At 71.1% G+C, this 23448-nt stretch carries 21 protein-coding genes; 5 read left to right on the forward strand and 16 right to left on the reverse strand.

Annotated features, from left to right (window positions below; translation table 11 throughout):
• Positions 1–10: 10 nt before the first annotated feature.
• From ACZ432_RS12755 to ACZ432_RS12770, 4 genes are all read right to left on the reverse strand, one after another.
• Positions 11–526: a DUF7523 family protein gene (locus ACZ432_RS12755; RefSeq protein ID WP_426962050.1), complete on the reverse strand. Its 516-nt coding sequence runs from the start codon at positions 524–526 to the stop codon at positions 11–13.
• A 405-nt stretch (positions 527–931) separates the two neighbouring features.
• The gene (locus tag ACZ432_RS12760) at positions 932–3766 is read right to left on the reverse strand and encodes a TRAP transporter permease (protein WP_426962049.1); all 2835 of its coding nucleotides are present in this window, start codon (positions 3764–3766) and stop codon (positions 932–934) included.
• Positions 3757–4254 (reverse strand): DUF1850 domain-containing protein, encoded by a 498-nt coding sequence (locus tag ACZ432_RS12765; RefSeq protein WP_426962048.1) that lies wholly within the window; start codon positions 4252–4254, stop codon positions 3757–3759. Before ACZ432_RS12765 ends, ACZ432_RS12760 begins: the two co-directional genes overlap by 10 nt.
• 4 nt (positions 4255–4258) lie before the next feature.
• Complete coding sequence (locus ACZ432_RS12770; RefSeq protein ID WP_426962047.1) at positions 4259–5215, reverse strand: TAXI family TRAP transporter solute-binding subunit; 957 nt, start codon at positions 5213–5215, stop codon at positions 4259–4261.
• Between the two features lie 158 nt (positions 5216–5373).
• Here ACZ432_RS12770 and ACZ432_RS12775 point away from each other — a divergent pair, with 158 nt between their 5' ends.
• Together ACZ432_RS12775 and ACZ432_RS12780 are read left to right on the forward strand one after the other, a co-directional pair.
• Positions 5374–6243, forward strand: a complete 870-nt coding sequence (locus ACZ432_RS12775) for a CbiX/SirB N-terminal domain-containing protein (protein ID WP_058365871.1) — start codon at positions 5374–5376, stop codon at positions 6241–6243.
• 2 nt (positions 6244–6245) lie between these two features.
• Complete coding sequence (locus ACZ432_RS12780) at positions 6246–7421, forward strand: DR2241 family protein (protein ID WP_426962046.1); 1176 nt, start codon at positions 6246–6248, stop codon at positions 7419–7421.
• 31 nt (positions 7422–7452) lie between these two features.
• Here the strand turns inward: ACZ432_RS12780 and ACZ432_RS12785 are convergent, their stop codons facing one another.
• From ACZ432_RS12785 to ACZ432_RS12800, 4 genes are all read right to left on the reverse strand, one after another.
• Positions 7453–8031 (reverse strand): DUF7524 family protein, encoded by a 579-nt coding sequence (locus tag ACZ432_RS12785; RefSeq protein WP_426962045.1) that lies wholly within the window; start codon positions 8029–8031, stop codon positions 7453–7455.
• 143 nt (positions 8032–8174) lie between these two features.
• A complete protein-coding gene (locus tag ACZ432_RS12790; protein WP_058365874.1) occupies positions 8175–8375 on the reverse strand; it encodes a methytransferase partner Trm112 in 201 nt (66 codons plus the stop codon).
• A 78-nt stretch (positions 8376–8453) separates the two neighbouring features.
• The gene (locus tag ACZ432_RS12795; protein ID WP_426962044.1) at positions 8454–8906 is read right to left on the reverse strand and encodes an OsmC family protein; all 453 of its coding nucleotides are present in this window, start codon (positions 8904–8906) and stop codon (positions 8454–8456) included.
• A 197-nt stretch (positions 8907–9103) separates the two neighbouring features.
• Positions 9104–10462: an adenylosuccinate synthase gene (locus ACZ432_RS12800; RefSeq protein ID WP_426962043.1), complete on the reverse strand. Its 1359-nt coding sequence runs from the start codon at positions 10460–10462 to the stop codon at positions 9104–9106.
• 277 nt (positions 10463–10739) lie between these two features.
• Here ACZ432_RS12800 and ACZ432_RS12805 point away from each other — a divergent pair, with 277 nt between their 5' ends.
• On the forward strand, positions 10740–11045 hold the full coding sequence (locus tag ACZ432_RS12805; protein WP_426962042.1) for a hypothetical protein: 306 nt from the start codon (positions 10740–10742) through the stop codon (positions 11043–11045).
• 94 nt (positions 11046–11139) lie between these two features.
• Here ACZ432_RS12805 and ACZ432_RS12810 read toward each other — a convergent pair whose 3' ends face one another.
• From ACZ432_RS12810 to folP, 8 genes are all read right to left on the reverse strand, one after another.
• Positions 11140–13632, reverse strand: a complete 2493-nt coding sequence (locus ACZ432_RS12810) for a DUF7527 domain-containing protein (RefSeq protein ID WP_426962041.1) — start codon at positions 13630–13632, stop codon at positions 11140–11142.
• A gap of 133 nt (positions 13633–13765) precedes the next feature.
• Positions 13766–14239: an NUDIX hydrolase gene (locus ACZ432_RS12815; RefSeq protein ID WP_426962040.1), complete on the reverse strand. Its 474-nt coding sequence runs from the start codon at positions 14237–14239 to the stop codon at positions 13766–13768.
• 75 nt (positions 14240–14314) lie between these two features.
• On the reverse strand, positions 14315–14776 hold the full coding sequence (locus ACZ432_RS12820) for a GNAT family N-acetyltransferase (RefSeq protein WP_426962039.1): 462 nt from the start codon (positions 14774–14776) through the stop codon (positions 14315–14317).
• Positions 14777–14959: 183 nt separating this feature from the next.
• On the reverse strand, positions 14960–15730 hold the full coding sequence (gene psmA / locus ACZ432_RS12825; protein ID WP_426962038.1) for an archaeal proteasome endopeptidase complex subunit alpha: 771 nt from the start codon (positions 15728–15730) through the stop codon (positions 14960–14962).
• A gap of 3 nt (positions 15731–15733) precedes the next feature.
• Complete coding sequence (locus ACZ432_RS12830) at positions 15734–16213, reverse strand: Rpp14/Pop5 family protein (RefSeq protein ID WP_426962037.1); 480 nt, start codon at positions 16211–16213, stop codon at positions 15734–15736.
• Between the two features lie 6 nt (positions 16214–16219).
• Positions 16220–16858 (reverse strand): class I SAM-dependent methyltransferase, encoded by a 639-nt coding sequence (locus ACZ432_RS12835; RefSeq protein ID WP_426962036.1) that lies wholly within the window; start codon positions 16856–16858, stop codon positions 16220–16222.
• The gene (locus ACZ432_RS12840) at positions 16842–17537 is read right to left on the reverse strand and encodes an RNase P subunit p30 family protein (RefSeq protein ID WP_426962035.1); all 696 of its coding nucleotides are present in this window, start codon (positions 17535–17537) and stop codon (positions 16842–16844) included. The genes ACZ432_RS12835 and ACZ432_RS12840 overlap by 17 nt, the downstream gene beginning before the upstream one ends.
• A gap of 296 nt (positions 17538–17833) precedes the next feature.
• Positions 17834–20374: a dihydropteroate synthase gene (gene folP, locus ACZ432_RS12845; protein WP_426962034.1), complete on the reverse strand. Its 2541-nt coding sequence runs from the start codon at positions 20372–20374 to the stop codon at positions 17834–17836.
• A gap of 114 nt (positions 20375–20488) precedes the next feature.
• On the opposite strand from folP, the gene trkA reads away from it, so the two are divergent.
• A complete protein-coding gene (gene trkA, locus ACZ432_RS12850) occupies positions 20489–21829 on the forward strand; it encodes a Trk system potassium transporter TrkA (RefSeq protein WP_426962033.1) in 1341 nt (446 codons plus the stop codon).
• A 78-nt stretch (positions 21830–21907) separates the two neighbouring features.
• Positions 21908–23446, forward strand: coding sequence for a TrkH family potassium uptake protein (locus tag ACZ432_RS12855; RefSeq protein ID WP_426962032.1), 1539 nt, complete (start codon positions 21908–21910; stop codon positions 23444–23446).
• Positions 23447–23448 lie beyond the last annotated feature (2 nt).

The raw sequence follows: 23448 nt of genomic DNA on the forward strand, positions 1-23448 counted from the left end.
GGAGGTGGCCCTACTCGCTCGGCACGCGCTCCAGCGCCTCCTCCACCAGTCGCACCGCGGTCGCGCCGTCGCGGCGGCCGACCACGACCGTCAGCGCCTCGGCGGCGACGCTCGCGGCCGCGACCGGGACCTCGGCGGTCCCGAGTCGAGCCAGCACCGCGGCGAGGGCGGCCGCGTCCACCTCGCCGCGCGCGACGATGGCGGTGTGGTCGCCGTCCTCGACCACTGCGGCGTCGCCCACGCGCAGGACGGGGGCGATCCCGCTCTCGGCCGCGTCCGGATCTTCTTCGATCCCCACGCCGCCGTGCATCGAGACGCTCGCACGGCGTCCCTCGACCGAGCGCGCGGGTAAGTCCTCCGCGAACCGACGGAGCGCGGTCGCGACCGCCTCGGGTTCGCCCTCCAGGGCGGCGTCCGCGACCAGCCACTCCGCGGCGGCGGTGTAGTTGACGACGCCCGCGCGCAGCGCCGCGGTCAGGAACGGTCGCGCGCGGGCGGCCTCGCGGGTCTCGGCTGCGAGCGACATGCGCGGAGCCTCGACGGGACGGCTCTTGGTCGTTTCGCCGCCGTACGTGTCGGCGGTTCTCTCGGTCCCCTACTTCGAGCGCAAGTTTTGACGCGGCGATGCGTCTGCTGTCGATCCTGCTGCTTGGAACAGCAACGTCCAGAAAGCCCCGCACAGCACGGCGACCGCACCGCCGCCTCACCCCTCCCCACCCTCGCCACGGAGACGGCCGCGCGGACGGCACCGCACCGCGGCGCGGCCGTCTCCGTAGGCTCCCTCGCGCGCGTTTCTCGCGCGCGCCGACAGCACGGCACCGCGAGCGCATCGGCATCCCAACGCCAGGGCTCGGAGTCCAAAAGCACCACCTCGAGCGTCGGTGAAAGGCGGGGGATGGCCGAATCGCTTCGGGAGTGACTGTCCCCCCGCCTATCGCGCGAGCAGGCCGGACTCGCGCGTCGTCGCGACCAGCGCCACGAGGCCGGCGGCGCCGACGGCGCGCGTCGCCACGTCCGTCGTCACCGTGTAGAGAGCCACGTCGATCCCCGCCAGTCCGGCGAGGGTGCCGGCGGGCGTCAACAGGAGCGCCGGCGCCATCAGCAGCACCGAGACGACGCCGAAGCCGACGCGGGCGCCGGTCGGAACCTCGTCGTCGAGGTAGCCGATGATGGTGACGCTGAGCGCCCACACGCCGGCGAACATGCCGACGATGGGGATGACGACCTCGGGGACGAAGAAGCCGACGTCGAGCACGTCCTCGATCCCGATGACGCGGATCCCCTCCTCGCCCTGGCGCAGGAGCAAGATGCCGGGCGAGAGCACGAACGCGAAGGGGACGAGCACCTTGTTGAGCGACAGCAGGAAGGCGATCTTCCCGGTCGCCCACTCGTCGGCCTTCGCGACGCCCGCGGCGGCGTAGGCGGCCACCGCGACCGGCGGCGTCACGTCGGCCATCAGCCCGAAGTAGAGCACGAACAGGTGCGCCGCGAGCAGCGGGATGCCGAGCCCCTCCAGCGCGCTCCCGAGCGTCGCGATCAGCAGGATGTACATCACCGTCGTCGGCATGCCGAGCCCGAGGATGAGCGCCGAGATGCCGGCGATGATCAACAGGAGGATCAGCGACCCGCCCGACAGCGTCGTGATCAGCGACGTGAGGTTCGGGCCGAGCCCCGAGACGCTGATGACGCCGGGGATGACGCCCGCGGCCGCGACGGCGACGACCACCGTGGTCGCGGTCCGCGCGCCCGACTCCATCGAGGTGATCACGAACGCGCCCATGCGGTACGCCTGGTTGTCGGCGAGCCCCGGGCGGCCGACCGCCTCGGCGACCGTCTCGGCGTTGTCGTCGACCGACTCGTCCAGTTCCAGAAGCGACGACTCGCTCGCGGGCCGGACCAGGAGGACCGCCATGGAGACGACGATGGTTATCGGGCCGAGCGAGCCCGCGGCGGCCGCCAGCGCGGCGGCGGGGGCGAGCGCGGCGGCCGACTCGCCGCCGACCAGCGCCGGGGCGCTCACGCCCGCGGTCGCGTACGCGGCCGTCTGCGCGAGGAACGCCAGCGCGACGCCGCCGACGAGCCACGGGCGGTTCCGGCGGTTGTACGCCGCGACGAAGGTGATCAGCGCGATTATCGCGAGGATCGTGTACCAGCCGGACCGGCCCACCGAGAGCCGGACGATCACGAGGAAGTACAGCAGCAGGCCGATGGGGACGAGGTAGAACCAGCCGCGGGCGATCAGCGACCGGACCCGCGGGAGGTCCTCGCGCGCCAGCCCGCCGATGTCGTGGCGCGCGGCCTCGAGGTGGACCATGATCCACATCCCGAAGAAGAAGGCGATGGCGGGCACCGCCGCGGCGACGATCACGTCGTTGTACGGCGTCCCGGTGTACTCGACGATGAGGAACGCGGCCGCGCCCATCACCGGCGGCAGGATCTGGCCGCCGGAGGAGGCCGACGACTCCACCCCGCCCGCGAACTCCGGCGAGTAGCCGGAGCGTTTCATCAGCGGGATGGTGAACGCGCCGGTCGTCACCGTGTTGGCGATGGAGGAGCCGGAGAGCATCCCCATGAAGCCGGAGGCGACGACGGAGGCCTTCGCGGGGCCGCCGCGGCGCGCGCCCGTCAGCGCGTACGCGAAGTCGATGAACCACTTGCCCGCGCCGGAGGTCTCCAGGAACGCCCCGAAGAGGATGAAGATGTAGATGAACCGCACGGAGACGGAGACGGGGATGCCGAACACGCCCTGGTCGGTGAACCAGAGGTCCCGCAGGATGCTCGACAGCGCCAGCTCCGGGATGGCGAAGATCCCCACGAGCGGGAGCCCGCGCGGGATGTAGTGGCCGAACATCGCGTAGACGATGAACGCCGCCACCAGCGACGCGAGGAACGTCCCGAGCGCGCGCCGCGTCGCCTCCAGCACGAGCAGGACGCCGATCGCCGCGACCAGCATCGCGTAGGGGATCTCCCCGAGCGGCACGCCGACCGCGCTCAGGAGCGAGACCGGCGCCTCCAAGAACGGGTACACCTCCTGGACCGGGCGCGCCCGGCGGAGCCCGAAGCGCCGGATGACGTCGGCGATCTCCTGGAACTCGCCGACGACGTACAGCGGCGTCAGGAGCACCAGTCCGATCATCGTCACGTCCGCGGGCGTCACGCGGTCGCCGTCGGCGTCGACGGCGAACCAGCGCGCCGCGCCCCGCACGCGCTCGACCGCGGCCGCGCCCGTCTCGCCGGTCCGAGCCGCGACCGCGTCCGCGAGCGCGCCGAGGCGGCGGGCGACCGCCCCGTCACCCCGACTCGTCGGGAACAGCAGGAACGCGAGCACGAGCGCGAAGGCGACGTGGACCGTGTTCGCCTGCAGCGACTGGAGCGCGAACAGCTCCACCTCGCCGACCACGGGCAGCGTGATTCGAGCGGTGAAGCTGAACGCGGCGATCAGCACCTGGAACGCCGAGAAGGCGATCCCCAGCACCGCCACCACGAGCGCCGCCACTGTCGACAGCGACCGCTTGCGTTCGATCTCCTCCAGCAGCTCCTCGGTCTCCTCCGAGGAGAGCGCCGCCTCGTCGGGGTCGACGTCGGGACCTTCGGGATCGCCCTCGTCCGGTCCGTCCGGTCCGTCCGGCCCGTCTCGCCCGGCGTCGGGGGGCGCTCCCCCGTCCGTCCGTGGGCGGCCGGCCGCCCCGCGGTCCTCGTCGCGACGGCCGCCGTCGCGTCGGTCGGTGCTGTCCGTCTCGGCGCCGGTGTCGTCGCTCAATCCCATTGGAAAATCTCTGGACGGAGGGTGGTTCGCGTCCCGACGTAAATGCGCACGGTTTCGGCGTTCGACAGCGCGACGAGGTCGTGGGTCTCCCCGTCGATCCGGAGTTCGTGGCCCGCGATCCGGCCGGGTTTGACGTACAGCTCCCCGGTCGAGTCGTTCGGCGCGAAGACGAACGAGCCGTTGCCGGTCCGCTCCACGTCCGCCTGTGCGGGCAGGCCCGCCCCGTACGAGGAGAACTCCATCCGCGTCATCACGAGCCGACCGTCGCGGCGTTCGTACGTCTCGATGACGGGCGTCTTCTCGACGCTGTGGGTGTACGACAGCACGAACCCCTCTGCGTCGCTCTCGATCAGCGTCTCGCCGTCGCTCGACTCGACGACGATGACCCGCTCGGTGAGCGGGGAGTCCGGGTGCGCGACGGCCGCCGCGGTCCCGCCCGCGAGCAGCGCGGCAAGCAGCAGCACGACTGCGGCCGTACGCGCGTTCACGGCGCTACTCGAAGTAGCGGGCCGCGCCCTCGTGCAGGTCGATCGACATGCCGTCCTGCGCGGAGTCGACGCTGATGAAGTCGGTCTTGATCGTCAGGTCGTCGAGGTTGTCGAAGATGGCCGCGGTGACCGCCTCGACCACGTCCGCCGAGTACTCCTCGCGCGTGGCGATCATCGCCTGCACGGAGACGGTGTTGATGTCCGACTCGAGCCCCTCGTAGGTGCCGCCGGGGATGGTGTCGTCCGCGAACCACGAGGCGGCGTCCTTGATCTCGTCGCGCGTGGACTGGTCGAGGCTGAGGATCTCCACGTCCGCGGTCTGTGCGAGGTCCTCGACCGCGCCGACCGGCCAGCCGCCGACGACGAAGGCCGCCTCCACGTCGCCGTCGCGGAGCTGGTCCGCGGCGGTGCCGAAGCCGGCGTTCTGCTCGTCGAAGTCCTCCTCGGTGATCCCGACGGTCTCGAGGATCTGGAGCGCGTTCACCTGCGTCCCCGATCCGAGGTCGCCGGTGTTGACTGACATCCCCTCCAGATCCGTCAGCGACTCGATGCCCGCGTCCGAGCGGACCACGATGTGGATCGTCTCGGGGTACAGCGTCGCGACGCCGCGGAGGTTCTCGATGGGACTGTCGGCGAAGGCGTCGATGCCGGTCCCGTTGGCGGCGAAGTACGCGATGTCGTTCTGCAGCAGCGCGAAGTCCGCGTCGCCGGAGCCGAGGCTCCCGGCGTTCTCGACGGACGCGCCCGTCGACTGGACCGTCAGCGAGTGGGGGGTCTCCTCGTCGACGACCGTCTTGAACTCGTTCGAGAGGGGGTAGTAGGTCCCCGACTGGCCGCCCGCGTGCCAGGAGATCTGCTCGCCCTCGCTGTCGCCGGTACAGCCCGCGAGACCGACGAGTCCGGCCCCGCCGATACCCTTGAGTACGTCTCGGCGGTTCGCGCCGAAGTTAGTGTTCGTCATGCAATCGTGGAATATGACTCGATATGATAAAGGGATATCGCATGATGAAGACCGATCTCTTCGAAAATAGTGCGAATAGGTAACAACCGACTGTACAGCGGACGCGCTCGGCCGCCGGCTCCGAAGTCCCTAAGGAGAGCGCGACCCTTCTCCCGGACATGCAGGCGCTCGTCATCGTGGCTCACGGGTCTCATCTCAATCCGGATTCGAGCACGCCCACCTACCGGCACGCGGACACGATCCGCGCGACCGGCGCGTTCGACGAGGTGCGAACCGGCTTCTGGAAGGAGGAGCCGCACCTCCGGGAGGTGCTCAGGACGACCGAGGCCGACGAGGTGTACGTCGTCCCGCTGTTCGTCTCGGAAGGGTACTTCACCGAGCAGGTGATCCCCCGCGAACTCCGCCTCTCGGGGTGGGACGTCGAGCAGTGGGGGTCGGACGGACTCTCCGCGGACCAGGCCACGCTGACGGCCGCGGACACCGGCCAGACGGTCCACTACTGCGGCCCGGTGGGGACCCACGAGGCGATGACGGACGTGCTGGTCCGGCGCGCGGAGACGGTGACCGGCGACCCCGACGTAGGCGAGGGGTTCGGCTTCGCGGTCGTGGGCCACGGTACCGAGCGCAACGAGAACTCCGCGAAGGCGATCGAGTACCACGCCGACCGCATCCGCGAGCTGGACCGCTTCGACGAGGTCCGCGCGCTCTACATGGACGAGGACCCCGAGGTCGACGACCTCCCCGAGTTCTTCGAGAGCGACGACGTGGTGCTCGTCCCGCTGTTCATCGCGGACGGCTTCCACACGCAGGAGGACATCCCCGAGGACGTCGGCCTCACCGACGACTACCGCGAGGGCTACGACGTGCCCGCCACCGTCGACGGCGTCCGGGTCTGGTACGCCGGCGCGGTCGGCACCGAACCGCTGCTGGCCGACGTGGTGCTCGAACGCGCCGCGGACGCGGGCGCGGACGTCGAGAACGCGCTGGAGTCGGTGCGCGAGACGACCCGCGTCGCCACGGGGGACTGACGATGGCGGACCGCGCCCCGGCGGCCGCCCCCGCCGACCCGCCGGACGTGACGCTCGGCGGCGCCGCCTTCGACGCGCTCGTCCGCGCGCTCGACGCCGGCGAGTCGGTCGACCACGGCGGCTTCACCGCACGGCCGGCCGACGCTGACGGCGACGGCTACCGCGTCGAGGCGGCCGACGGCGAGCGCCACGAGGGACTCTCCGAGAGCGGACTCCACGAGCTCGCGAGCGCGCACGCGACTGCGGTGACCGACTGGCACTTCCTGACCGAGCGGGTCGGCGAAGGCGGTCCGCGCGCCTCCTTCGTTCGGTGGCTGGAGGGCGTCGACGTGCACGGTGTCGACGCGGAGGGCGTGGCCGCCCGGTACGCCGCGCTCGCGGACGGCGCCGCCCGGGAGTGGGGCCAGCTGCTCGTCTCGGTCCGGCTCGGCGACCGGGGCGACCGCGTCTACGAGGTCAGACACGCCGACGAGGCGGGCGCGGACGCCGCGGACCTCGACGGCTACGACGACCCGCTGGAGGCGCGCCGGCTCGTCAAGTTCGACGACGACGACCGATACCGACCGCTCAAGACCGCGCCGACGCTCCCCACCGGCTGGGTCTTCGCGGCCCTCGACCACCGGAGCGTCTACGAGACGGTCGAGACGGTCTACCCCGCGACGGTCGCCAACTGGCACCGCGAGCGCGAGGGGGAACTCGACGTGAACCACTGGCGCGAGACGATGGAGCGGCAGTCGGGCATCTACGGCGTGATCCGGACGTGGGACCGCGGCGAGGGCCACGAGCACGTGAACTGGGTCGCGGAGGCGACCTGCGACGACTCGCAGTGCCTGAAGCGCCGCGAGTGGGAGTACGACGAGGAGACCGACCTCGACGTGGACGGCGGCGACGGCGTCTTCCCCTGCCGGGAGCCCTGTTCGCTCGTGGTCTCCGCCGCGCGCAAGTGGACGAAACTGGAGGGCGAGACCGAGCGCACCTACGAGTTCGAGCTGACGCCGAGCGAGAAGGAGCAGGTCGAGGCGATCATCGACGCGGTGGCGGACGACCGCACGGACGAGATCCGCGAGGCGGACGTCTACGAGGGGGCGAACCGCTACCGCACGCGGTTCCTGCGCGCGAAGCGGTTCGACGAGGCGGGGAACCTCTGCGGCGTTCCCACCGACGCGGACGAGGAGTAGCGCTCCGGTCCCGCACGAGGAGCGGGTCCGGTCACCGGACCGCGAGGTAGCTCGCCGCCGCGGCCGCGAGGACGACGACCGCGGCGCCCGCCTGAACCAGCGGGCTGTCGACGGCGAGCGCGACGGCGACCGCCACGACGAGCGCGACCGCCACCACCGCGACCGCGGTGACGCGCTCGCCGGTCAGGTGCTCGTCGACCGCCGCCGCGAGCGCCTCCGCCGGCGTCGGTTCCGGCTCGCGCTCCGGCGGCGAGGAGAGCGACTCGTCGACGATCACCGGCTGCTCGTTCCGCGGGCGGGGCTCGACCGCGAGCGTGACGTACTCCGTGGCCGCGCCGTGGCCGACGACGACTTTGAGTTTCCCCCGTACGGTGTCGTCCGGCTCGGCGGCGGTCACCTGGACGTGGGTGACGCCCTCGCTCTCGACGTAGTGGTTCGTGGCGGCCAGCGTCGCCACCTCCGCGAGCGTGTCGTCGAGGTTGAGGTGGACGTGACTCGCCTGCCCGCGGTTGACGAGCGCGATGCTGAACGACCCCTGGGCGGCGAAGCGGTCCGGCGCCGCGATGGAGTGGACGCCGTCCCCGTTCAACTCGACCTGCAGCGTCGACACACCTCGTCGTCGCGCCGACGCGTCAAAAAGGTTCAGTACGGCGGTTCGGTCCCCGACGCGGCGTCGCCACTCCGGTGCGGCGTCGCGACGGTGACGCGGCGCGCGACCGAGTCGGGTTCGCCGTCCGAAAAGGCCGGAGCTCCCTACGCAGCCGCTTCCTCTTCCTCGCGCATGTCCGGCGGGAGGAGGTTCGGGATGCCGTCCTCGATGGGGTAGACCTCGCCGCACTCCGTGCAGGTCAGCGTCCCGGCGATGACCTCGCCGTCCTCGCGCTCCGTGGCGTCGAGTTCGAGGTCCTCCTTGTCGAGCGGGCAGCAGACGATGTCCAGCAGCGACTCCTTCATGGTTCCGGGTTGACGGGGATTCGGCAAAAGCCTACGGGTTGGGCGGCGCGCCCCGCGATCGACCGGGCGTGGAGTCGGTCAGCGCAGGTCGACGCTCACGGCCGCAGGCGTGGCGTTCTGGAGGTTGTCGCCAACGGGACACCGCTCCTCCACCTCGGCGGCGAACCCGTCGAGTGCCTCGTCGTCGCCGTCCGCGGCGAGCTTGACCTCGACCCGGATCTCCTGAAACCCGGCGCGCGCCCCGTCGCTTCCATGCGCGAACTTCCGTGGGTCGAGATCGCCCTCCAGGCCGAGTTCGATCCCCTCGATTTCGACGCCGCGGTCTGCGGCGACGTTGTGCGCGGTGAGGTTGAGACACCCCGCCCACGCGCCGAGCAGGTACTCGACCGGCGTCGGCCCCTCGTTCGTCCCGCCGACCGCGGTCGGCTCGTCGACGACGAACTCGAAGTCGCGAACGCTCACCGTCGTCCGCGAGGACGTCTCTCCCTCGGCCGTCACGGAAAACTGCTGTGTCGGGTCGGTTTCGCTCATCGCGTGGCTATTGGTCGGACGCGGCGTCAACCCACGGACCGGACCGAGTGCTGCAGCCGTCGATGACGGTCAGTCTCGGTCAAAAATGGCCGATCGCGGGCCGTGTAACCTCCACGAGGCCGAAACCGTCGAGTTCTCGTCTCGTCTGCTTCGGCGATCGTTGCCGCGATCGCCGTCGACGGCGCGCCGCGGCCCTGCTACAGCCGGTCGAAGGGGTTCGCCAGCTCGACCGTCTCGGCGCGGTCCGGACCGACGCCGACCGCGTACACCTCGGTGTCGAGCTCCTCGGCGAGGTACGTGAGGTACGCCTGCGTCTCGTCGGGGAGCGCGTCTCCGCCCTCCGCGACGGCGGCGTCCCAGTCGGCGTCCTCGCTCCACGGCTCGAACTCGCGGAACACCGGCTCGCAGCGCGCCCACTCCTCGGTCGTCGCGGGGACCGTCTCGATGCGCTCGCCGTCGAGCTCGTAGGCGTGACAGACCTTCAGCTCGTCGAGGCCGGCCAGCACGTCGACGTGGTTCACCGCGATGCCGGTGAAGCCGGAGACGCGGGCGGCGTGGCGGAGCATCGGCACGTCGAGCCAACCGATGCGGCGCGGGCGGCCCGTGACGGTGCCGAACTCGCCGCCCTTCTCGCGGATGTAGTCGGCCAGTTCCTCCTCGCGGTCGGTGCCGTCGAGTTCAGTCGGGAGCGGCCCGCTGCCGACCCGCGAGAGGTACGCCTTCACGATGCCGACGACCTCGCCCTGCCCGACGACGGTCGGGCCGACGCCGGAGCCGACCGCGGCGCCGCCCGCGGTCGGGTTCGAGGAGGTGACGAACGGGAAGTTCCCGTGGTCGACGTCGATCATCGTCCCCTGGGCGCCCTCGTACAGCAGGTCGTCGCCCGCCTGCCGGCGCTCGTGGAGGAAGTCCGAGCAGTTGACGGTCATGTCCTCCTCGGCCATCCGGGCGCCGTGTTGCCCGTACTCGGCGACGAGGTGGTCGACGTCGAACGCCGAGGCGTGCTCGCCGGTCGAGACGTCGAGCCCGTACACCTCCTCCGCGAGCGCGCGCTTCTGCGGGACGACGTACGAGAGCCGCTCGCGCAACGCGTCGGGGTCGAGCAGGTCCGCGATCCGGACCCCGCGGCGGCCGGCCTTGTCCTCGTAGGTGGGGCCGATGCCGCGGCCGGTCGTGCCGACCTCCTGGCCCGACTCGTCGTCCGCCTTCGTCTCCTCCTCGACGCCGTCCAGCACGCGGTGGTACGGCATGATGACGTGCGCGCGGCGGGCGATGCGAACGTCCGGGTCGAGCCCCTGTTCGCGGAGGTCGTCCAGCTCGTCGAACAGCGTGCGCGGGTTGACGACGCAGCCGTTGCCCAGCACTCCGATCTTGTCGCGGACGGCCCCCGAGGGGACCAGCGAGAGCTTGTACTCGGTGCCGTCCTCGACGACGGTGTGGCCGGCGTTGTCGCCGCCCTGATAACGGACCACGACGTCCGCGTCCCCTCCCCACCGGTCGACGAGGGCGCCCTTGCCCTCGTCTCCCAGCTGGGAGCCGACGATGGTGACAGTCATACGTTCGTTCATCGGCAGGGGGTGTGAAACCGATTACGGTCCTCGGCGACTGATGATCCAAGAACGTGTCCTCTCGCCGAATCGGTTCCGTTTTTCTACCCTTGTACGTGCATGGGTGGCCCTCGGAAGGAAGCCGAGCACTCGACGGGCCACGGCCGGCCGCACCCGCGAACCGAACCGTTAACTACTCCCACGATAAACGATCGGACGCCGGTTTTCTCGGGACGCGCCGCGGACAGCAACTTTTAAACCCCCGAAAGACAAGTTAACATGTGGCATGATAGACCGACTTGAGAAGGAAGTCGATATGTTGGAACGGCACCTGCAGGTCCTGAAGATGGTCATCGAGAACGAGCCCATCGGGATCGTGAAGATGTCCAACGAGACGGGCTACCCCCACCACAAGGTGCGCTACTCGCTCCGCGTGCTGGAGGAGGAGAACCTGATCGAGCCCTCGAGCCAGGGCGCGATCACCACCGAGCGAACCCACGAGTTCGTCGACGACCTCGACGACAAGCTCGACGAGATCGTCGACAAGCTCGGCGAGATGCGGATCGACTCGGGCGCGGAAGTCGAGAGCTGAGCCGTCGGTTCGAACGTCGGTCACGGATCGCATCGTCGGTTTCGATTTCGTCCCTCCGTCGCTCGCAGGAACGCTTTCGGAGCGGCTCCTCCCGCTACAGTTCGGGCACCGTCAGGTGGAACCCGCCGTCTCGCGACTCCGCGAGACACAGGTGGTAGCCGCGCTTTCTGGCGATCTTCACGTAGCTCTTGCGCTTCGATCGGCTCAGGATGCCGCCGCCGGTGGCGTCGTCGGCCGTCTCCAGCGCCCCGGGCTCGAAGAAGCTCGACGTGACCGCGAACGCGGCCGCGAACGCGTCGTCGGACTCCGCGAGGTGGCTGCCGTGCTCGACCAGCTCCTCCAGCGTCCGCTCCGGCGTCGGCTCGCGGCTGTCGTTGAGGTCCGCGACGAAGAGCGGCGTTCCCATCCGGTCGCGCAACACCAGGTCGAAGGTGCGCTGCTCGCGTGTCTCCTCGCCGTCCTCCGTGCGTCGGATTGACGCGGAGCCGCCGATTTCCGCGCGGTCGATCTCCGGGATCGCGTCGTACAGGTCGGCGAGCGCCCCGACGTTGCCCGTCTCGCGCACCTCGAACGGGAGCTCCTCGGCGACCCACCGGGTGAAGCCGTACTCCATCGTGCCGCGGAGGAACTCCTCGTAGGGCTCGCCGTCGACGACGACACCCTCGTCCTCGAAGCTGGTGTGGTACTCCAGCCGGAGGTTCCCGGCGAGTTCCTCGCGGCTCACTTCCCCGTCGTGGGCCTTCTCCAGCGTGGCGCCCCCCTGCGACTCGTAGCGCACGAACAGGTTCGTCCCCGCGAGCGCGTCGGCGGGCGACATCGTCCGATCGCCGTCGGGAAGCTGTGCGCGCGCCTCGCGGAGGTCGCCGCGGACGGACTTCAGTTCGGACTCCAGCTCGGCGACCCGCGACTCCAACCGCTCGGCCTCCTCGCGGTACTCGTCGCGCTCGGCGGCGACCGCCTCGCGTTCCTCGGCCGCCTGCTCGCGCTCGGTCTCCGCGCGGTCGAGCTCCTGCTCGAGTCGGTTGACCTGCCGCTGGAGCTGGCTCCGCTGGACCGACGGTCGCTCGCTCACGGCCTGCTTCCTGTCGGCGGCCGTCTCGGGGTCCGCCTCCGACCCGGTTCCCGTCGGCCGGGGCTCCGTTCGATCGCCGCGGTCCCGGCCGTCGCCGCCGCTCGACCGGTCGCCGCTCGCTGCCTCGCTCGACCCGCCGCGCCCGTTCCGGGTCGACTGGCCTCCGCGCTCCGCTCGACCGCTCGACCGCTCCGCTCGACCGTCCGACCCCTCGCTCGACTGCTGTGGCCGCGTCCGGCCCGGCCCCGCCTCCGTCGGATCGAGCGCCGGGATCGACCGCGCCTCCCGCCACTCCTCCTCCTCGGAGAAGACGTCGTCGTCCGGGTCGGCCGGGGTCGACTCGCTCGTCGCCTCCGACTGCTGAGCGGCGACGTGGCCGGCCTCGCGCGTCTCGGCCGGAGCGTCCCCCCACCCCTCTGGAGGCCGTGCCCCCGAAGTGGACTCGTCGGCGGCGGTCTCGGCGTCCGACTCCCGGGACGGTTCGGGCCGGCGGTTCGACGGCGCAGCGGTCCGGCTCACGTCGGCGTCCGCGTCGGCGTCGCCGGCCGTCTCGTGGGTCGCGTCGTCGGCCGTCTCGTCCGCCCTCCCGCCGGTCGTCTCGCCGGGCGCCTCGTCGGTCGGCCCGTCGTCCGTCCGAGCGTCCGCGTCGGCCTCGGAGGCCCGCCTCCCGGCCTCGACCGTCTCCGAGTCGGATTCGGCAGCGGACTGTGCGGGGTCGGGATCCCCCGCTCCTGCGTCCGTGGGCTCGCTGGCCGCGGTGGACGACCCCGTGGCCGCCGAGGGGTCGGGGTCGATCGGCCCGACGGCCGTGTGGTCACTGTCGCCGTCGTCTGAGGCTGCTCGGTCGGACTCGGCCGTCTCGGCGGCGGTCCGTTCGTCCTCGCTGTCCTCATCGGCCGCGTCGGTCGCGTCGTCCGTCAGAGCGTCCGCGTCGGCCGTGTTGGCCGCGTTGGCTGCGTCGGCCGCGTTCGGCTCGGCGTCCGGAACCTCGCGCACGTCGAGGTCGACCTCGACCACGCGGTAGATGCCCACCTCGTCGTCGGCCAGGTCGAACGCCTCCTCGCCCGTCTTGAGGGTGCGGGAGTTGCCGACGAACGCGCACGCCAGCGACTCGCCGCCGTAGTAAGCGACGTAGTAGTCGCCCGACAGCACGTTCTCGGAGAGTTCGACGTAGCCGGTGAAGTTGCCGGCCGACAGCGTCGTGTCCGCCTCCGAGAGCGGGGTGTCGTTCGTGTAGTACTGCGCCCGCGTCTCGCCGCCCAGTTCCTGCATGGCGTACAGCAGCGGGAGGGCGTCGTGCGGGGCCTCGTAGGCGGTGCCCGACGCGTCCGCGAAGCCGTCGAGGTCGCCGTCGATCACTCCGACGACGCGGCCGTTCAGCATGAACAGCCACGCGGCGCCGTCGGTGACGGCCCCGGAGAAGTCCCGGTCCGCCAGCCGGCGGAGCCCGGCGTAGCCGTCCGCGTACGACGCCTCGTCCCAGCCGGTCACGTTGTCGATACGCTCGGCGTCCATTTGGGCTATCTCGCCGGAGGCGACGCAAATACTTTCCGGAGCGTGGGACGGGCGTCTGACACGTCTCGCGGGCGCTACGTGTTTTTCTCGTGACAGCGAGCCTGAACGCGTTCGACCGAGCCGCCCGCCGGTCTTACGCCTCGCCGACCGTCTCGATGGCCTCGATGCCGAGCCGGACCACGTCCGCGTCGAGGTCCGCGGCGCGGAGGTCCGCGGGCGCGTACCAGTCCCACGCGGCCGCCCCTCGCTCGTCGTGGCCGTCGGGGTCGATGTCGCGGCCGTCGACCCGCGCGAAGTAGCAGTGATCGATGTGCTGGTGGCCGACGCTGCCGTCCTCGTGGACGTTGATGTCGTGCAGCATCAGGTGTGCCGGCTGCGGGAGGCTGTGGCCCTGCGGCCCCTCGATGCCGGGGTCGTCCGCGACCAACTCGGCCTCCAGTCCCGTCTCCTCGCGAACCTCCCGCAGCGCCGCCTCGTGCGGGAGCTCGTCGCGGTCGACGTGTCCGCCCGGCGGGAGGCGGATGCCGAGCCGCTCGTGGGCGTGCAGCGCGGTCGCCCCGTCGTTGACGATGTACGTCGTCGCCGTGAAGTGGCGCGTCGTCTCCATGCGTCGGCTCAGGCGGGCGCGGAATATGGCCGGTTCGGTTCGCGGTCGGCCGGGTCCCGCCCGAACAGTTCCCTCTCAGAGTTCCTCCGTCCGGATCCACATCCCCTTCGAGGCCGGCGCGCTCTCCCGGAAGCCCCAGCGCTCGTAGAAGCCGTCGACGTCCGCCATCAGGTTGACGTACGCGCCCGCGGGCGCCTCGGTGCGGAGCCACGCGACGAGCGCGTCCATCATCGCCGTCCCGACGCCCCGCCCCTGATGCGCCTCCGCGACCGCCATGTCCGAGAGGTGGAAGACGGAGCCGCCGTCGCCGACGATCCGCGCCATGCCGACCGGCTCCCCGCTCGCCTCCTCCACGACGTGAACGCCGTAGGTCGTGTTCGGGAGCCCCCGCTCGACCGCCTCGCGCGACCGCGGGGTCATGTCCGCGGCCGCCCGCAGGGACAGAAACGCCTCGACCGAAGGGGTCGTCTCGCGGAGCGCGTAGCCGGCCGGGAGCGAGGGGTCGGCCGCCCGCCGCGCGTGCTCGTCGTCGCTCATAGACGGCGTCGCGCAGTCGCACCGGTTTGTGGTTTCGAAAAACTGCGGACCGCGCGGTCGGGGAGGCCCGGTCGCGCTCGGAGACGCAAAGCGGTGCGCTCGGGGACGGGATTGCGTGTGCGGGAACAGAAATGCGGCCGCCGAGACGTGCGTCTAGCGACAGAAATGCGGCCGCCGACCCGGCTATTCGTCGCCGTCGGCGGCGTCTTCGGCGTCGTCCTGTTCGTCCGCGAGCAGGCCGTGCTCCTCCAGAACCGTCTCCAGCTCCGCGGGGCTGCGCTCGTGGAACTGCTCGTCGTCGACCTCGATCGTGGCGACGCCGACGCCCTCGGGGGTGAGCCCGTCGTCGTTCACCTGGTCGAGCGCCTCGAGCGCGAGGCCGACCGCCTCCTCCGTCGAGAGGCCCTCCTCGTAGTGTTCCTCGAGGTAGTCGCGCACGTCGGAGCGGTTCGCGCCGATGGAGAGCGCCTTCCACTCGTAGGGGGTGCCCGACGGGTCCGTCTCGAACAGGCGCGGCTCGCCGTTCTCGATGCCGCCGACCACGAGCGCGACGCCGAACGGCCGCGCGCCGCCGACCTGCGTGTACTGCTGGATGTGGTCGGTGATGTTCTTCGTCAGCGTCTCGATGCCGATGGCCTCGCCGTAGCGGAGCTGGTTCACCTGCGCCTGTCGGCGGGCGAAGTCGATCAGCTGGCGGGCGTCCGCGACGTGGCCCGCGGAGGCGACGCCGACGTGGTCGTCGGCCTTGTGGATCTTCTCGACGCTCGCCGGCTCCATCAGCGGGGAGCGGGCGCGCTTGTCCGCCGCGAGGACGACGCCGTCCTCGGCGCGGACGCCGATGCTCGCGGTCCCGCGCTTGACGGCCTCGCGCGCGTACTCGACCTGGTAGAGGCGACCGTCGGGCGAGAAGATGGTGATCCCGCGGTCGTACGCCTGCTGTTGTTGTCCTTGCATGGTTTACTCGAAATCGAGCGGCGTCGCGCCCACGCGGCCCGCGTCCGCCTCGACGTCGGCCGCGTCCCCGCGGACGACGGCCGGTCGCTCGGACCCCGCGAACGCGACGTCTCTCCGTACCGAATTTCCGCCGCCCCGACCCATATATCTTTCCTCACAGGCACGTACCGTGCCCGAGATCCCGCGCACGGTCACGCGGACGGGGTCCCCGCCGACCTCGCTGATGCAGGCCACCGCCGCCCGCGCCTCGCCGACGTGGCCGTGTCTGACACGGACCAGCGCCTCGCCCTCGCCGTCGGAAAAGGAGAAGTCGAAGAGGGAGAGGTCGGCGTCCGCGCTCCCGGGGTCGCCGAGCAGGTTGCCCGCGCTGTACCAGAGCGCGCGCTGGAACTCACGTCGCGAGAGGTCGGCGTCCGGCCACGCCTCCAGCCCCACGGCGAGGTAGCGCCACCGCGGGCGGAGGTGTTTCGGGAGGTGCTTCACGCGACGCTACTCCGCCCCTGGCACCTCGTCGCCCTCGCCGATCCGGTGGGCGACGATCACGCCGATCATGTCGTGGACGCGCTCGACCGCGGTCACGGCGAAGCCCAGATCGGTGAACGCCTCCACGAGCGTCCCGACGGTTGCGGGGTCGTCGACCTCCGGGCCGTAGAACTCCTCGTTCCCCTCGGTCCCCTCGAAGAACATCAGGTCGCCGAGCACGATGCGGTCCGCGCCGGTCGCGGCCCACGCGGCCAGCGCCTCGCGCTTGCCCGCGTCGTCGAGGTGATGCAGCGCGAAGTTCGAGGTGACCACGTCCACGCTCGTCCCCGGGTCGAGGTTCGGGTCGCGGAACTCCCCGTGACCGAACTCGACGTTCTCGACGCCCTGCTTTTCCGCCTTCGCGCGGGCCTGGTCGAGCATCCCCTCGCTCACGTCCCGACCGATCACGCGCGCGGCGCGGTCGGCGACCCCGAACGCGATGGCCCCGGTTCCGGTCCCCATGTCCAGCACCACGTCCCTGGGTTCGGGGGCGGCGTGCTCGATCACCAGCGACGCGCAGGCGTGATACTCCTCGCTCTTGGACTCGTCGTAGTCGGCCGCCTTCTCGGTGAAGCGGGCGGCGTGTTCCTCAACGCTCTTCTTCATACCGCCCTCGTTCGACCCCCGGCGCAATGAACTCCTCGGAGAGCCGCCGCCGGTTCGTCCCGACGATCGCGTCCCACTCGGCCAGCCCCGCCGCGACGCGCTCCGCGGAGAAGCCGATCGCCTCGCCGACCGCCCGAAGCTCCCGCGGCGCCCTGAGCTGGAGGTGGCTCCGCGCGTTCGCGCTCACCACGTATGGCGCGTCGTAGTGGTCGACGATCTCGCGGAGCTTCCGGAGGTCCGAGAGCGCGCGCACGCGGTCGCCGCCGGTCGAGCGCAGCACCGGCCCGAAGTCGAACTCCACGCGCGTCCCGTGCTCGGCCGCCGCCTTCGCGAGCACGTGGTTGAACTCCCCCCGACCGGCCATCGGCCGCGAGAGCACGTCGACGCGGTCCGACTCGACCGCGAACCGGTTGAGCGCGTCGTCGCCGCCCCGCAGCGTCACCACGGTGAAGTCGGGCCGGAAGTTCCCGACCGCGCCGCCGGCGCTGCCGGGGTCGTCCGCTCGGATCTCGACGCCCGCGGCCACGTCGACGCCGTACTCCTCCCGGATCGCGTCCGCGTCGAAGTCGGCCTCGCGCGTGCGGACCACGATCCCGTCGTACCCCTGTTCGGCCGCGGTGCGGGCGAACCGCGCGACCGTCGCCTCCCCTTCGGGGTGTGCGTGGACCGCCTCGTACATGCCCCGGCGTTCGGCCCCCCGTGCTTTGGCGGTTGCGCTTTTCGGGGACCGGCCTCCTCGAGACTCGTCGAACCCGCCGCGAAGGTTCATACGGAAGGACGCGCCCAACGCGCCACGGGCGTTCGCGGTGTCTCACCCGGGACACCCGGAGTCCGAATAAGCCGGTCCGCCGCCCGCGGCGACGCGCCGTCGCGCGAGTCCGCCGGGAGCCGCGACGGCGGGCCGGTCGAGCCCTCGTCCGCCAGCCGCGGGTCCACCGAGCGTGCGCGCCGTGCCCGACCGGCCCGCCGTCGCGGCTACTCCAACTCGTCCGGATCGGCGGCCGCCTCCGCGGCGTCGACCGCGGCGCGGTTCGCGGCCACGTCGTGGACGCGCACGATGTCCGCTCCGCGATCGGTCGCGACCGCCGTGCCAGCGACGGTCGCCGCCTCGCGTTCCTCCGGTCCTCGTCCGATGGCGCCGAACAGCGACTTGTGGGAGTGGCCGACTAGCACCGGACAGCCGAGCGCCGCGAACTCGTCGACGCGGCCGAGCAGCTCGAAGTCCTCCGCGGGCGACTTCCCGAAGCCGAGACCGGGGTCGACGATCACGCGCTCGCGGTCGATCCCCGCGCGCTCGGCGAGCAACAGCCGCTCCTGCAGGTCGCCGACGACGTCCGCGACCACGTCCCCGTACTCCACGTCGGTCGCGGGGTCGACCGGCGCCTCGACGCTGTGCATCACCACGACCGGACAGCCGGCTTCGGCCACCACCTCGCGCATCCGCGGGTCCGCGAGGCCGGTCACGTCGTTGATCACGTCGGCGCCCGCGTCGAGCGCCGCCTCCGCGACCGCGGGCTTGCGCGTGTCGACGGAGACCCACACGTCGCCGGCCGCGACCTCGGGCACCTCGTTGACCGCCTCGACCACGGGCACCACGCGGTCGATCTCCTCGTCGACGGGGACGGGTTCCGCGCCCGGGCGCGTGGACTCGCCGCCCACGTCGAGGATGTCGGCACCCGCCGCGACCATGCGCTTCGCGCCGTCGACGGCGTCGCCCAGCGCCGCGTGTCGCCCGCCGTCGTGGAACGAGTCCGGCGTCACGTTGAGGATGCCCATCACCGCGGTGCCTTCGGCCCACGGATACGCCGCGTCGTCTCCCGCGCGGGACCCACCGCCCCGGCCGCTCACCGCGGTCGCGTCGAGCGGCGGCAGCTCGACCGCTTCGCGGAGGTCGCTCGCCACGTCCGCCATTCCGGTCCCCTCCGCCGCGAGCCGGATCGTCGCCTCGTCGTACGCCCCGACCGTCGCAGCGCAGACGACCGCGACCAGCTCGCCCCCGTCCGCCGCCTCGGAGACGATGCACTCGCCGTCGGCCGCCCGGATCGCCGTCGCCAGACGCTCCGCTCGCGCCGACTGGAGTCGGGTCTCCACGACGCGGTGGTCCAGCGACGGCGCCGTCTCGCCGACCGTCGCGGGGGCGGCGTCGGCGCTCTCCAGCAGCGCGGCCGCCTCACCCGCGTCCTCGACGCGGACCGGCCGCGGCGCGTGCGTGTACGTCGACCGCGCCTCGGCGACCGCGAACAGCGACCCGGTCACGAGCACGCAGTCCTCGGGGGCCGCGCGCTCGCGGGCGGTCCGGAGCGCATCCGCGACCGCATCGGCCGACTCGACCGTCTCCACGCCGCCGTTCCGGAACGCGGCGGCGAGCACCTCCGGGTCTTCCGCGCGGTCCAGGTCCGGCCGACAGGTCACCACGCTGTCGGGCGTCGGCAGGTTCTCGACGGTGCCGGCGTGGTCCTTGTCGTGCATCGCGGCGAACGCGAGGTGGAGGTCGCCGTAGTCGTAGTCCGCGAGCGTCTCCGCCAGCGTCTCGCAGGCGGCCGGGTTGTGCGCGCCGTCGAGGACCACGAGCGGCGCCGTCTCCAGCACCTCGAACCGGCCGGGCCACGTCGCCCGCGCGAGCCCGTCGAGGACCGCGCCGTCCGGGAGGTCGGCGTCCAGCGCCGCGGCCGTCGCCCGCGCGAGCGCGGTCGCGACGCCGGCGTTCGTCGCCTGATGCTCGCCGACCAGCGGAACGCGCGCGTCGTACGCCCAGCCGTCCCCGTCGACCGCGACCGCCGCGTCGCAGGGGCCGACCCGCCCCTCGTAGGCGGCGGTCACGTCCGGGTCCGTCGCGGGCGCCTCGACTCCCGGACCGTCGACGGTCACGACCTCGCTTCCCGCCTCGCCGGCGACCTCGCGGACCACGTCGAGCGCCTCCCCGCCGCAGGCGGTCACGAGCGGCGCGTCCGTGGGCGCGATCTTCGCCTTCGTCCGGGCGATCTCCGCGACGGTGTCGCCCAGCACCGCGGTGTGTTCGAGCGAGACGTTCGTCACCGCGGCCGCCAGCGGGGCAACCGCGCTGGTGGCGTCGTACTCGCCGCCCATGCCGACCTCGAGGACGGCCACGTCGACGTCGCGCCGTGCGAACTGCCAGATCCCCATGGCCGTGACGACCTCGAAAAACGTGAGCGGTTCGCCCGCGGCGGCCCGCTCGACCAGCCACGGCTTCGTCTCGGCGACGAACGCGGCGATGGCGTCGTCGCTCATCGGGCGTCCGTCGACCCGGACGCGTTCGGAGAGGTCCTCCAGGTGCGGGGAAGTGTACAGGCCCACGGAGAGGCCGGCCTCCCGGAGGACCGACTCCGTCATCCGCGCGGTGCTCCCCTTGCCGTTGGAGCCGGCGACCTGCACGAACGCCACGTCCTCCTCGGGGTTGCCGAGGTGGTCGAGGAGGGCCGCGACCGACTCTGTGCCCGGGCTGACGGAGAAGCGGCGGAGGTCGAACAGGAAGCTCGCCGCCTCGTGGTAGCGCATACCCGGAGGTGGTCGGGGCGTCGCTTTAGCGTAACGGACCCGGGTGGCCGAAGCGAACCCATTTAGTCGCTCCGCGTAAACGCCGCCGTATGACCATCGAGGAGGGGCCTTAGCGTGCGCGTCGTCATCATCGGGGCCGGGCAGGTCGGCGAGAGCATCGCGGCCGACCTCCAGCACGACCACGACGTGGTCGTCGTCGAGAACCGGGCCGAGCGCGCTGACGAGCTGACATACGCGCTCGACGTGCTGACCGTCTCCGGCGACGGCACGGAGCTCTCCACGCTGGAGGACGCCGGGGTCGCGGACGCCGACATGGTGCTCGCGACCACCGACGACGACGAGACGAACATCGTCGCCTGCTCGACCGCGAAGGCGCTCTCCGGGTCGGCGTTCACCATCGCGCGGATCAAGAACACGAAGTACCTGCGGACGTGGGAGCGCGACGAGGGCGCGTTCGGCATCGACTTCATGGTGTGTACGAACCTGCTCACCGCGGAGTCCATCGTCCGCGTCGTCGGGCTCCCGGCGGCCCGCGACGCCGACATGTTCGCGAACGGTCGCGTCCAGATGGCCGAGTTCGAGGTGAGCGAGGGGTCGGCGATCGCGGACCAGACCGTCCAGGAGGCGGACCGCTTCGATTCGCTGACGTTCGCGGCCATCCTGCGGAACGGCGACGTGGAGATCCCGCGGGGCGACACCTGCATCCAGACCGGCGACCGCGTCGTCGTCATCGGGTCGCCACGCAGCGTCCAGCAGTTCGCACGAACGCTCGCGCCGAAGCGGTCGCCCGAGAAGGACGCGGAGGTCGTCGTGATCGGCGGCTCGGAGATCGGCTACCACGTCTGCCGGCTGCTGGAGGAGCGCGGGCTCTCGCCGCGGCTCGTCGAGCAGGACTCCGACCGCGCCCGCAAGCTCGCGGAGGACCTCCCCGAGACGCTCGTGATGGAGTCCGACGCGACCGACATGGGCTTTCTCGAACGCGAGCACATCGGCGACGCCGACATCCTCGTCTCGACGCTCGACTCCGACGAGAAGAACCTGCTCGAGTGTCTGCTCGCGGAGCGGCTGGGCGTCGAGCGCACGGTCGCGGTGATCGACCGCACCTCCTACGTCGGCCTCTTCGAGACAGTCGGCGTCGACGTGGGGCTCTCGCCGCGGGAGGTCGTCGCCGAGGAGATAACGCGGTTCACGCAGTCCGGCTCCGCCGAGAACATCGCCTTCATCGAGACGGACAAGGCGGAGGTCCTGGAGATCCAGCTCGACGACTCCAGCCCGCTCGTCGGGCGGACGATCCAGGACGCGGTCGGGGACCTCCCGAAGGGCGTCGTCATCGGCGCCATCACCCGGAACAAGGAGTTCATCGTCCCCCGGGGCGACACCGAGCTACACCCCGGCGACCACGTCGTGGTCTTCGTGGACGCCGCGGTGCTCGACGAGGCGATGAGCGTACTGTAGCGGATCTCTTCGGAGACCCGGAGCTTTCTTGCCGCTCTCATTGGATAGCCGAACCATGTCTAGTTTCGTGGGAGGACCATGTCGGCCGTAAAAGTCGAGTGGCGAACGAGCCTCGCCGTCACCGGGACGGTGCTCAAGCTGATCGCGGCCGCGATGGCCGTCCCGCTGATCGTCGCGCTCGTCTACGGCGACGACCTACTCGTGTTCGGTGCGTCGATCCTGATCACGATCGGGATCGGCATGGCGCTCGAACGGCTCGACCCGGAGCCCGATCTCGGACCGCGCGAAGCCTTGTTGCTCGTCGCAATAGTCTGGTTTGCGGTCGCTGCCGTCGGAACGATCCCCTACCTGCTCGCCGGGTTCGGAACCGGGTCGACCCTCGCGAATCCGGTCAACGCGCTGTTCGAGTCCATGTCCGGCTTCACGACGACGGGCGCGACGGTAATGGGCGAAATATCGACCGACCAGCACTCACACGCCCTGCTGATGTGGCGACAACTGACGCAGTGGCTCGGCGGAATGGGGATCATCGTGCTGATGGTGGCTATTCTGCCGGAGCTTGCAGTCAACGGTGCCGAACTGATCCAAGCCGAAGCGCCAGGTCCGCAGCTCCAGAAGCTCACGCCGCAGATCCAGGAAACCGCACGCGTCCTCTGGAAAGTGTACTTCGCCTTCACGGTCGCGCTCGCGACTGTCCTCTATCTCCTCCATCTTGTCGGCTACGCACCGAACATGGACCTGTTTAACGCCGTCTCACACGCCTTCACCACGATGCCGACGGGTGGGTTTTCGCCGAAAGCGGACAGTATCGCGGCGTTCTCGGCGGCCGTCCAGTGGGCCATCATTCCGTTCATGGTGGTCGCAGGCGTGAACTTCGGGTTGTTCTGGCACGTTCTCACTGGCGAGACACGAAACTTCTTCCGTGACTCGGAGTTTCGGGCGTACCTCGGCGCTATCGCGGCACTGACGGCGGTGCTCTCGGGGCTGCTGTTTACCGGCGCCGCGCCGACGCTTGAGATCGGCGGTGCGACTGAAGGTACCTTCGAGAATTCGCTCCGACAGGCGGCGTTCCAGATCGGGTCACTGATGAACTCGACGGGATACGCGACCAGCGACTTCGCCCAGTGGAGCTCCTACGGACAGATCTATCTCCTGTTTGCGATGTTCGTCGGCGGGTCGGCCGGATCGACGGGTGGCGGAATCAAGGTCGTCCGGTGGCTCATCGTGCTGAAGACGCTTCACCGGGAGCTGTTCCGGACCTCACACCCCAACGCCGTCCGTCCGATCCGGCTCGCGGGCCGGGTCGTCGACGAGGCCGCGATCCGGGGCGTGATGGCGTTCTCGATACTCTACCTGCTGCTGTTCGGCGTGGGTGCGGTGTTCATCTCGCTGGACGCGGCGCGGATCGGGATCGATCTGACGCCGCTTGAGGCGATCGGCGGGTCGCTGGCGACGATCGGGAACATCGGCCCGGCGTTCGGCCGCCTCGGGCCCTTCGGATCGTACCTGATGCTCCCCGACACCACGAAGCTGTTCATGGTGTTCCTGATGTGGATCGGGCGGCTGGAGATCCTCCCCGTGTTGGTGCTTTTCACCGGCGCCTTCTGGCGCCGGTGACG

Source organism: Haloparvum alkalitolerans (genome assembly GCF_055381565.1).

Excerpts from the sequence above, each read along its gene's own strand:
- ACZ432_RS12755 (WP_426962050.1), bottom strand. The coding sequence starts at position 526 with ATGTCGCTCGCAGCCGAGACCCGCGAGGCCGCCCGCGCGCGACCGTTC.
- ACZ432_RS12760 (WP_426962049.1), bottom strand. The coding sequence starts at position 3,766 with ATGGGATTGAGCGACGACACCGGCGCCGAGACGGACAGCACCGACCGA.
- ACZ432_RS12770 (WP_426962047.1), bottom strand. The coding sequence starts at position 5,215 with ATGACGAACACTAACTTCGGCGCGAACCGCCGAGACGTACTCAAGGGT.
- ACZ432_RS12775 (WP_058365871.1), top strand. The coding sequence starts at position 5,374 with ATGCAGGCGCTCGTCATCGTGGCTCACGGGTCTCATCTCAATCCGGAT.
- ACZ432_RS12780 (WP_426962046.1), top strand. The coding sequence starts at position 6,246 with ATGGCGGACCGCGCCCCGGCGGCCGCCCCCGCCGACCCGCCGGACGTG.
- ACZ432_RS12790 (WP_058365874.1), bottom strand. The coding sequence starts at position 8,375 with ATGAAGGAGTCGCTGCTGGACATCGTCTGCTGCCCGCTCGACAAGGAG.
- ACZ432_RS12795 (WP_426962044.1), bottom strand. The coding sequence starts at position 8,906 with ATGAGCGAAACCGACCCGACACAGCAGTTTTCCGTGACGGCCGAGGGA.
- ACZ432_RS12800 (WP_426962043.1), bottom strand. The coding sequence starts at position 10,462 with ATGACTGTCACCATCGTCGGCTCCCAGCTGGGAGACGAGGGCAAGGGC.
- ACZ432_RS12805 (WP_426962042.1), top strand. The coding sequence starts at position 10,740 with ATGATAGACCGACTTGAGAAGGAAGTCGATATGTTGGAACGGCACCTG.
- ACZ432_RS12810 (WP_426962041.1), bottom strand. The coding sequence starts at position 13,632 with ATGGACGCCGAGCGTATCGACAACGTGACCGGCTGGGACGAGGCGTCG.
- ACZ432_RS12815 (WP_426962040.1), bottom strand. The coding sequence starts at position 14,239 with ATGGAGACGACGCGCCACTTCACGGCGACGACGTACATCGTCAACGAC.
- ACZ432_RS12820 (WP_426962039.1), bottom strand. The coding sequence starts at position 14,776 with ATGAGCGACGACGAGCACGCGCGGCGGGCGGCCGACCCCTCGCTCCCG.
- psmA (WP_426962038.1), bottom strand. The coding sequence starts at position 15,730 with ATGCAAGGACAACAACAGCAGGCGTACGACCGCGGGATCACCATCTTC.
- ACZ432_RS12835 (WP_426962036.1), bottom strand. The coding sequence starts at position 16,858 with ATGAAGAAGAGCGTTGAGGAACACGCCGCCCGCTTCACCGAGAAGGCG.
- ACZ432_RS12840 (WP_426962035.1), bottom strand. The coding sequence starts at position 17,537 with ATGTACGAGGCGGTCCACGCACACCCCGAAGGGGAGGCGACGGTCGCG.
- folP (WP_426962034.1), bottom strand. The coding sequence starts at position 20,374 with ATGCGCTACCACGAGGCGGCGAGCTTCCTGTTCGACCTCCGCCGCTTC.
- ACZ432_RS12855 (WP_426962032.1), top strand. The coding sequence starts at position 21,908 with ATGTCGGCCGTAAAAGTCGAGTGGCGAACGAGCCTCGCCGTCACCGGG.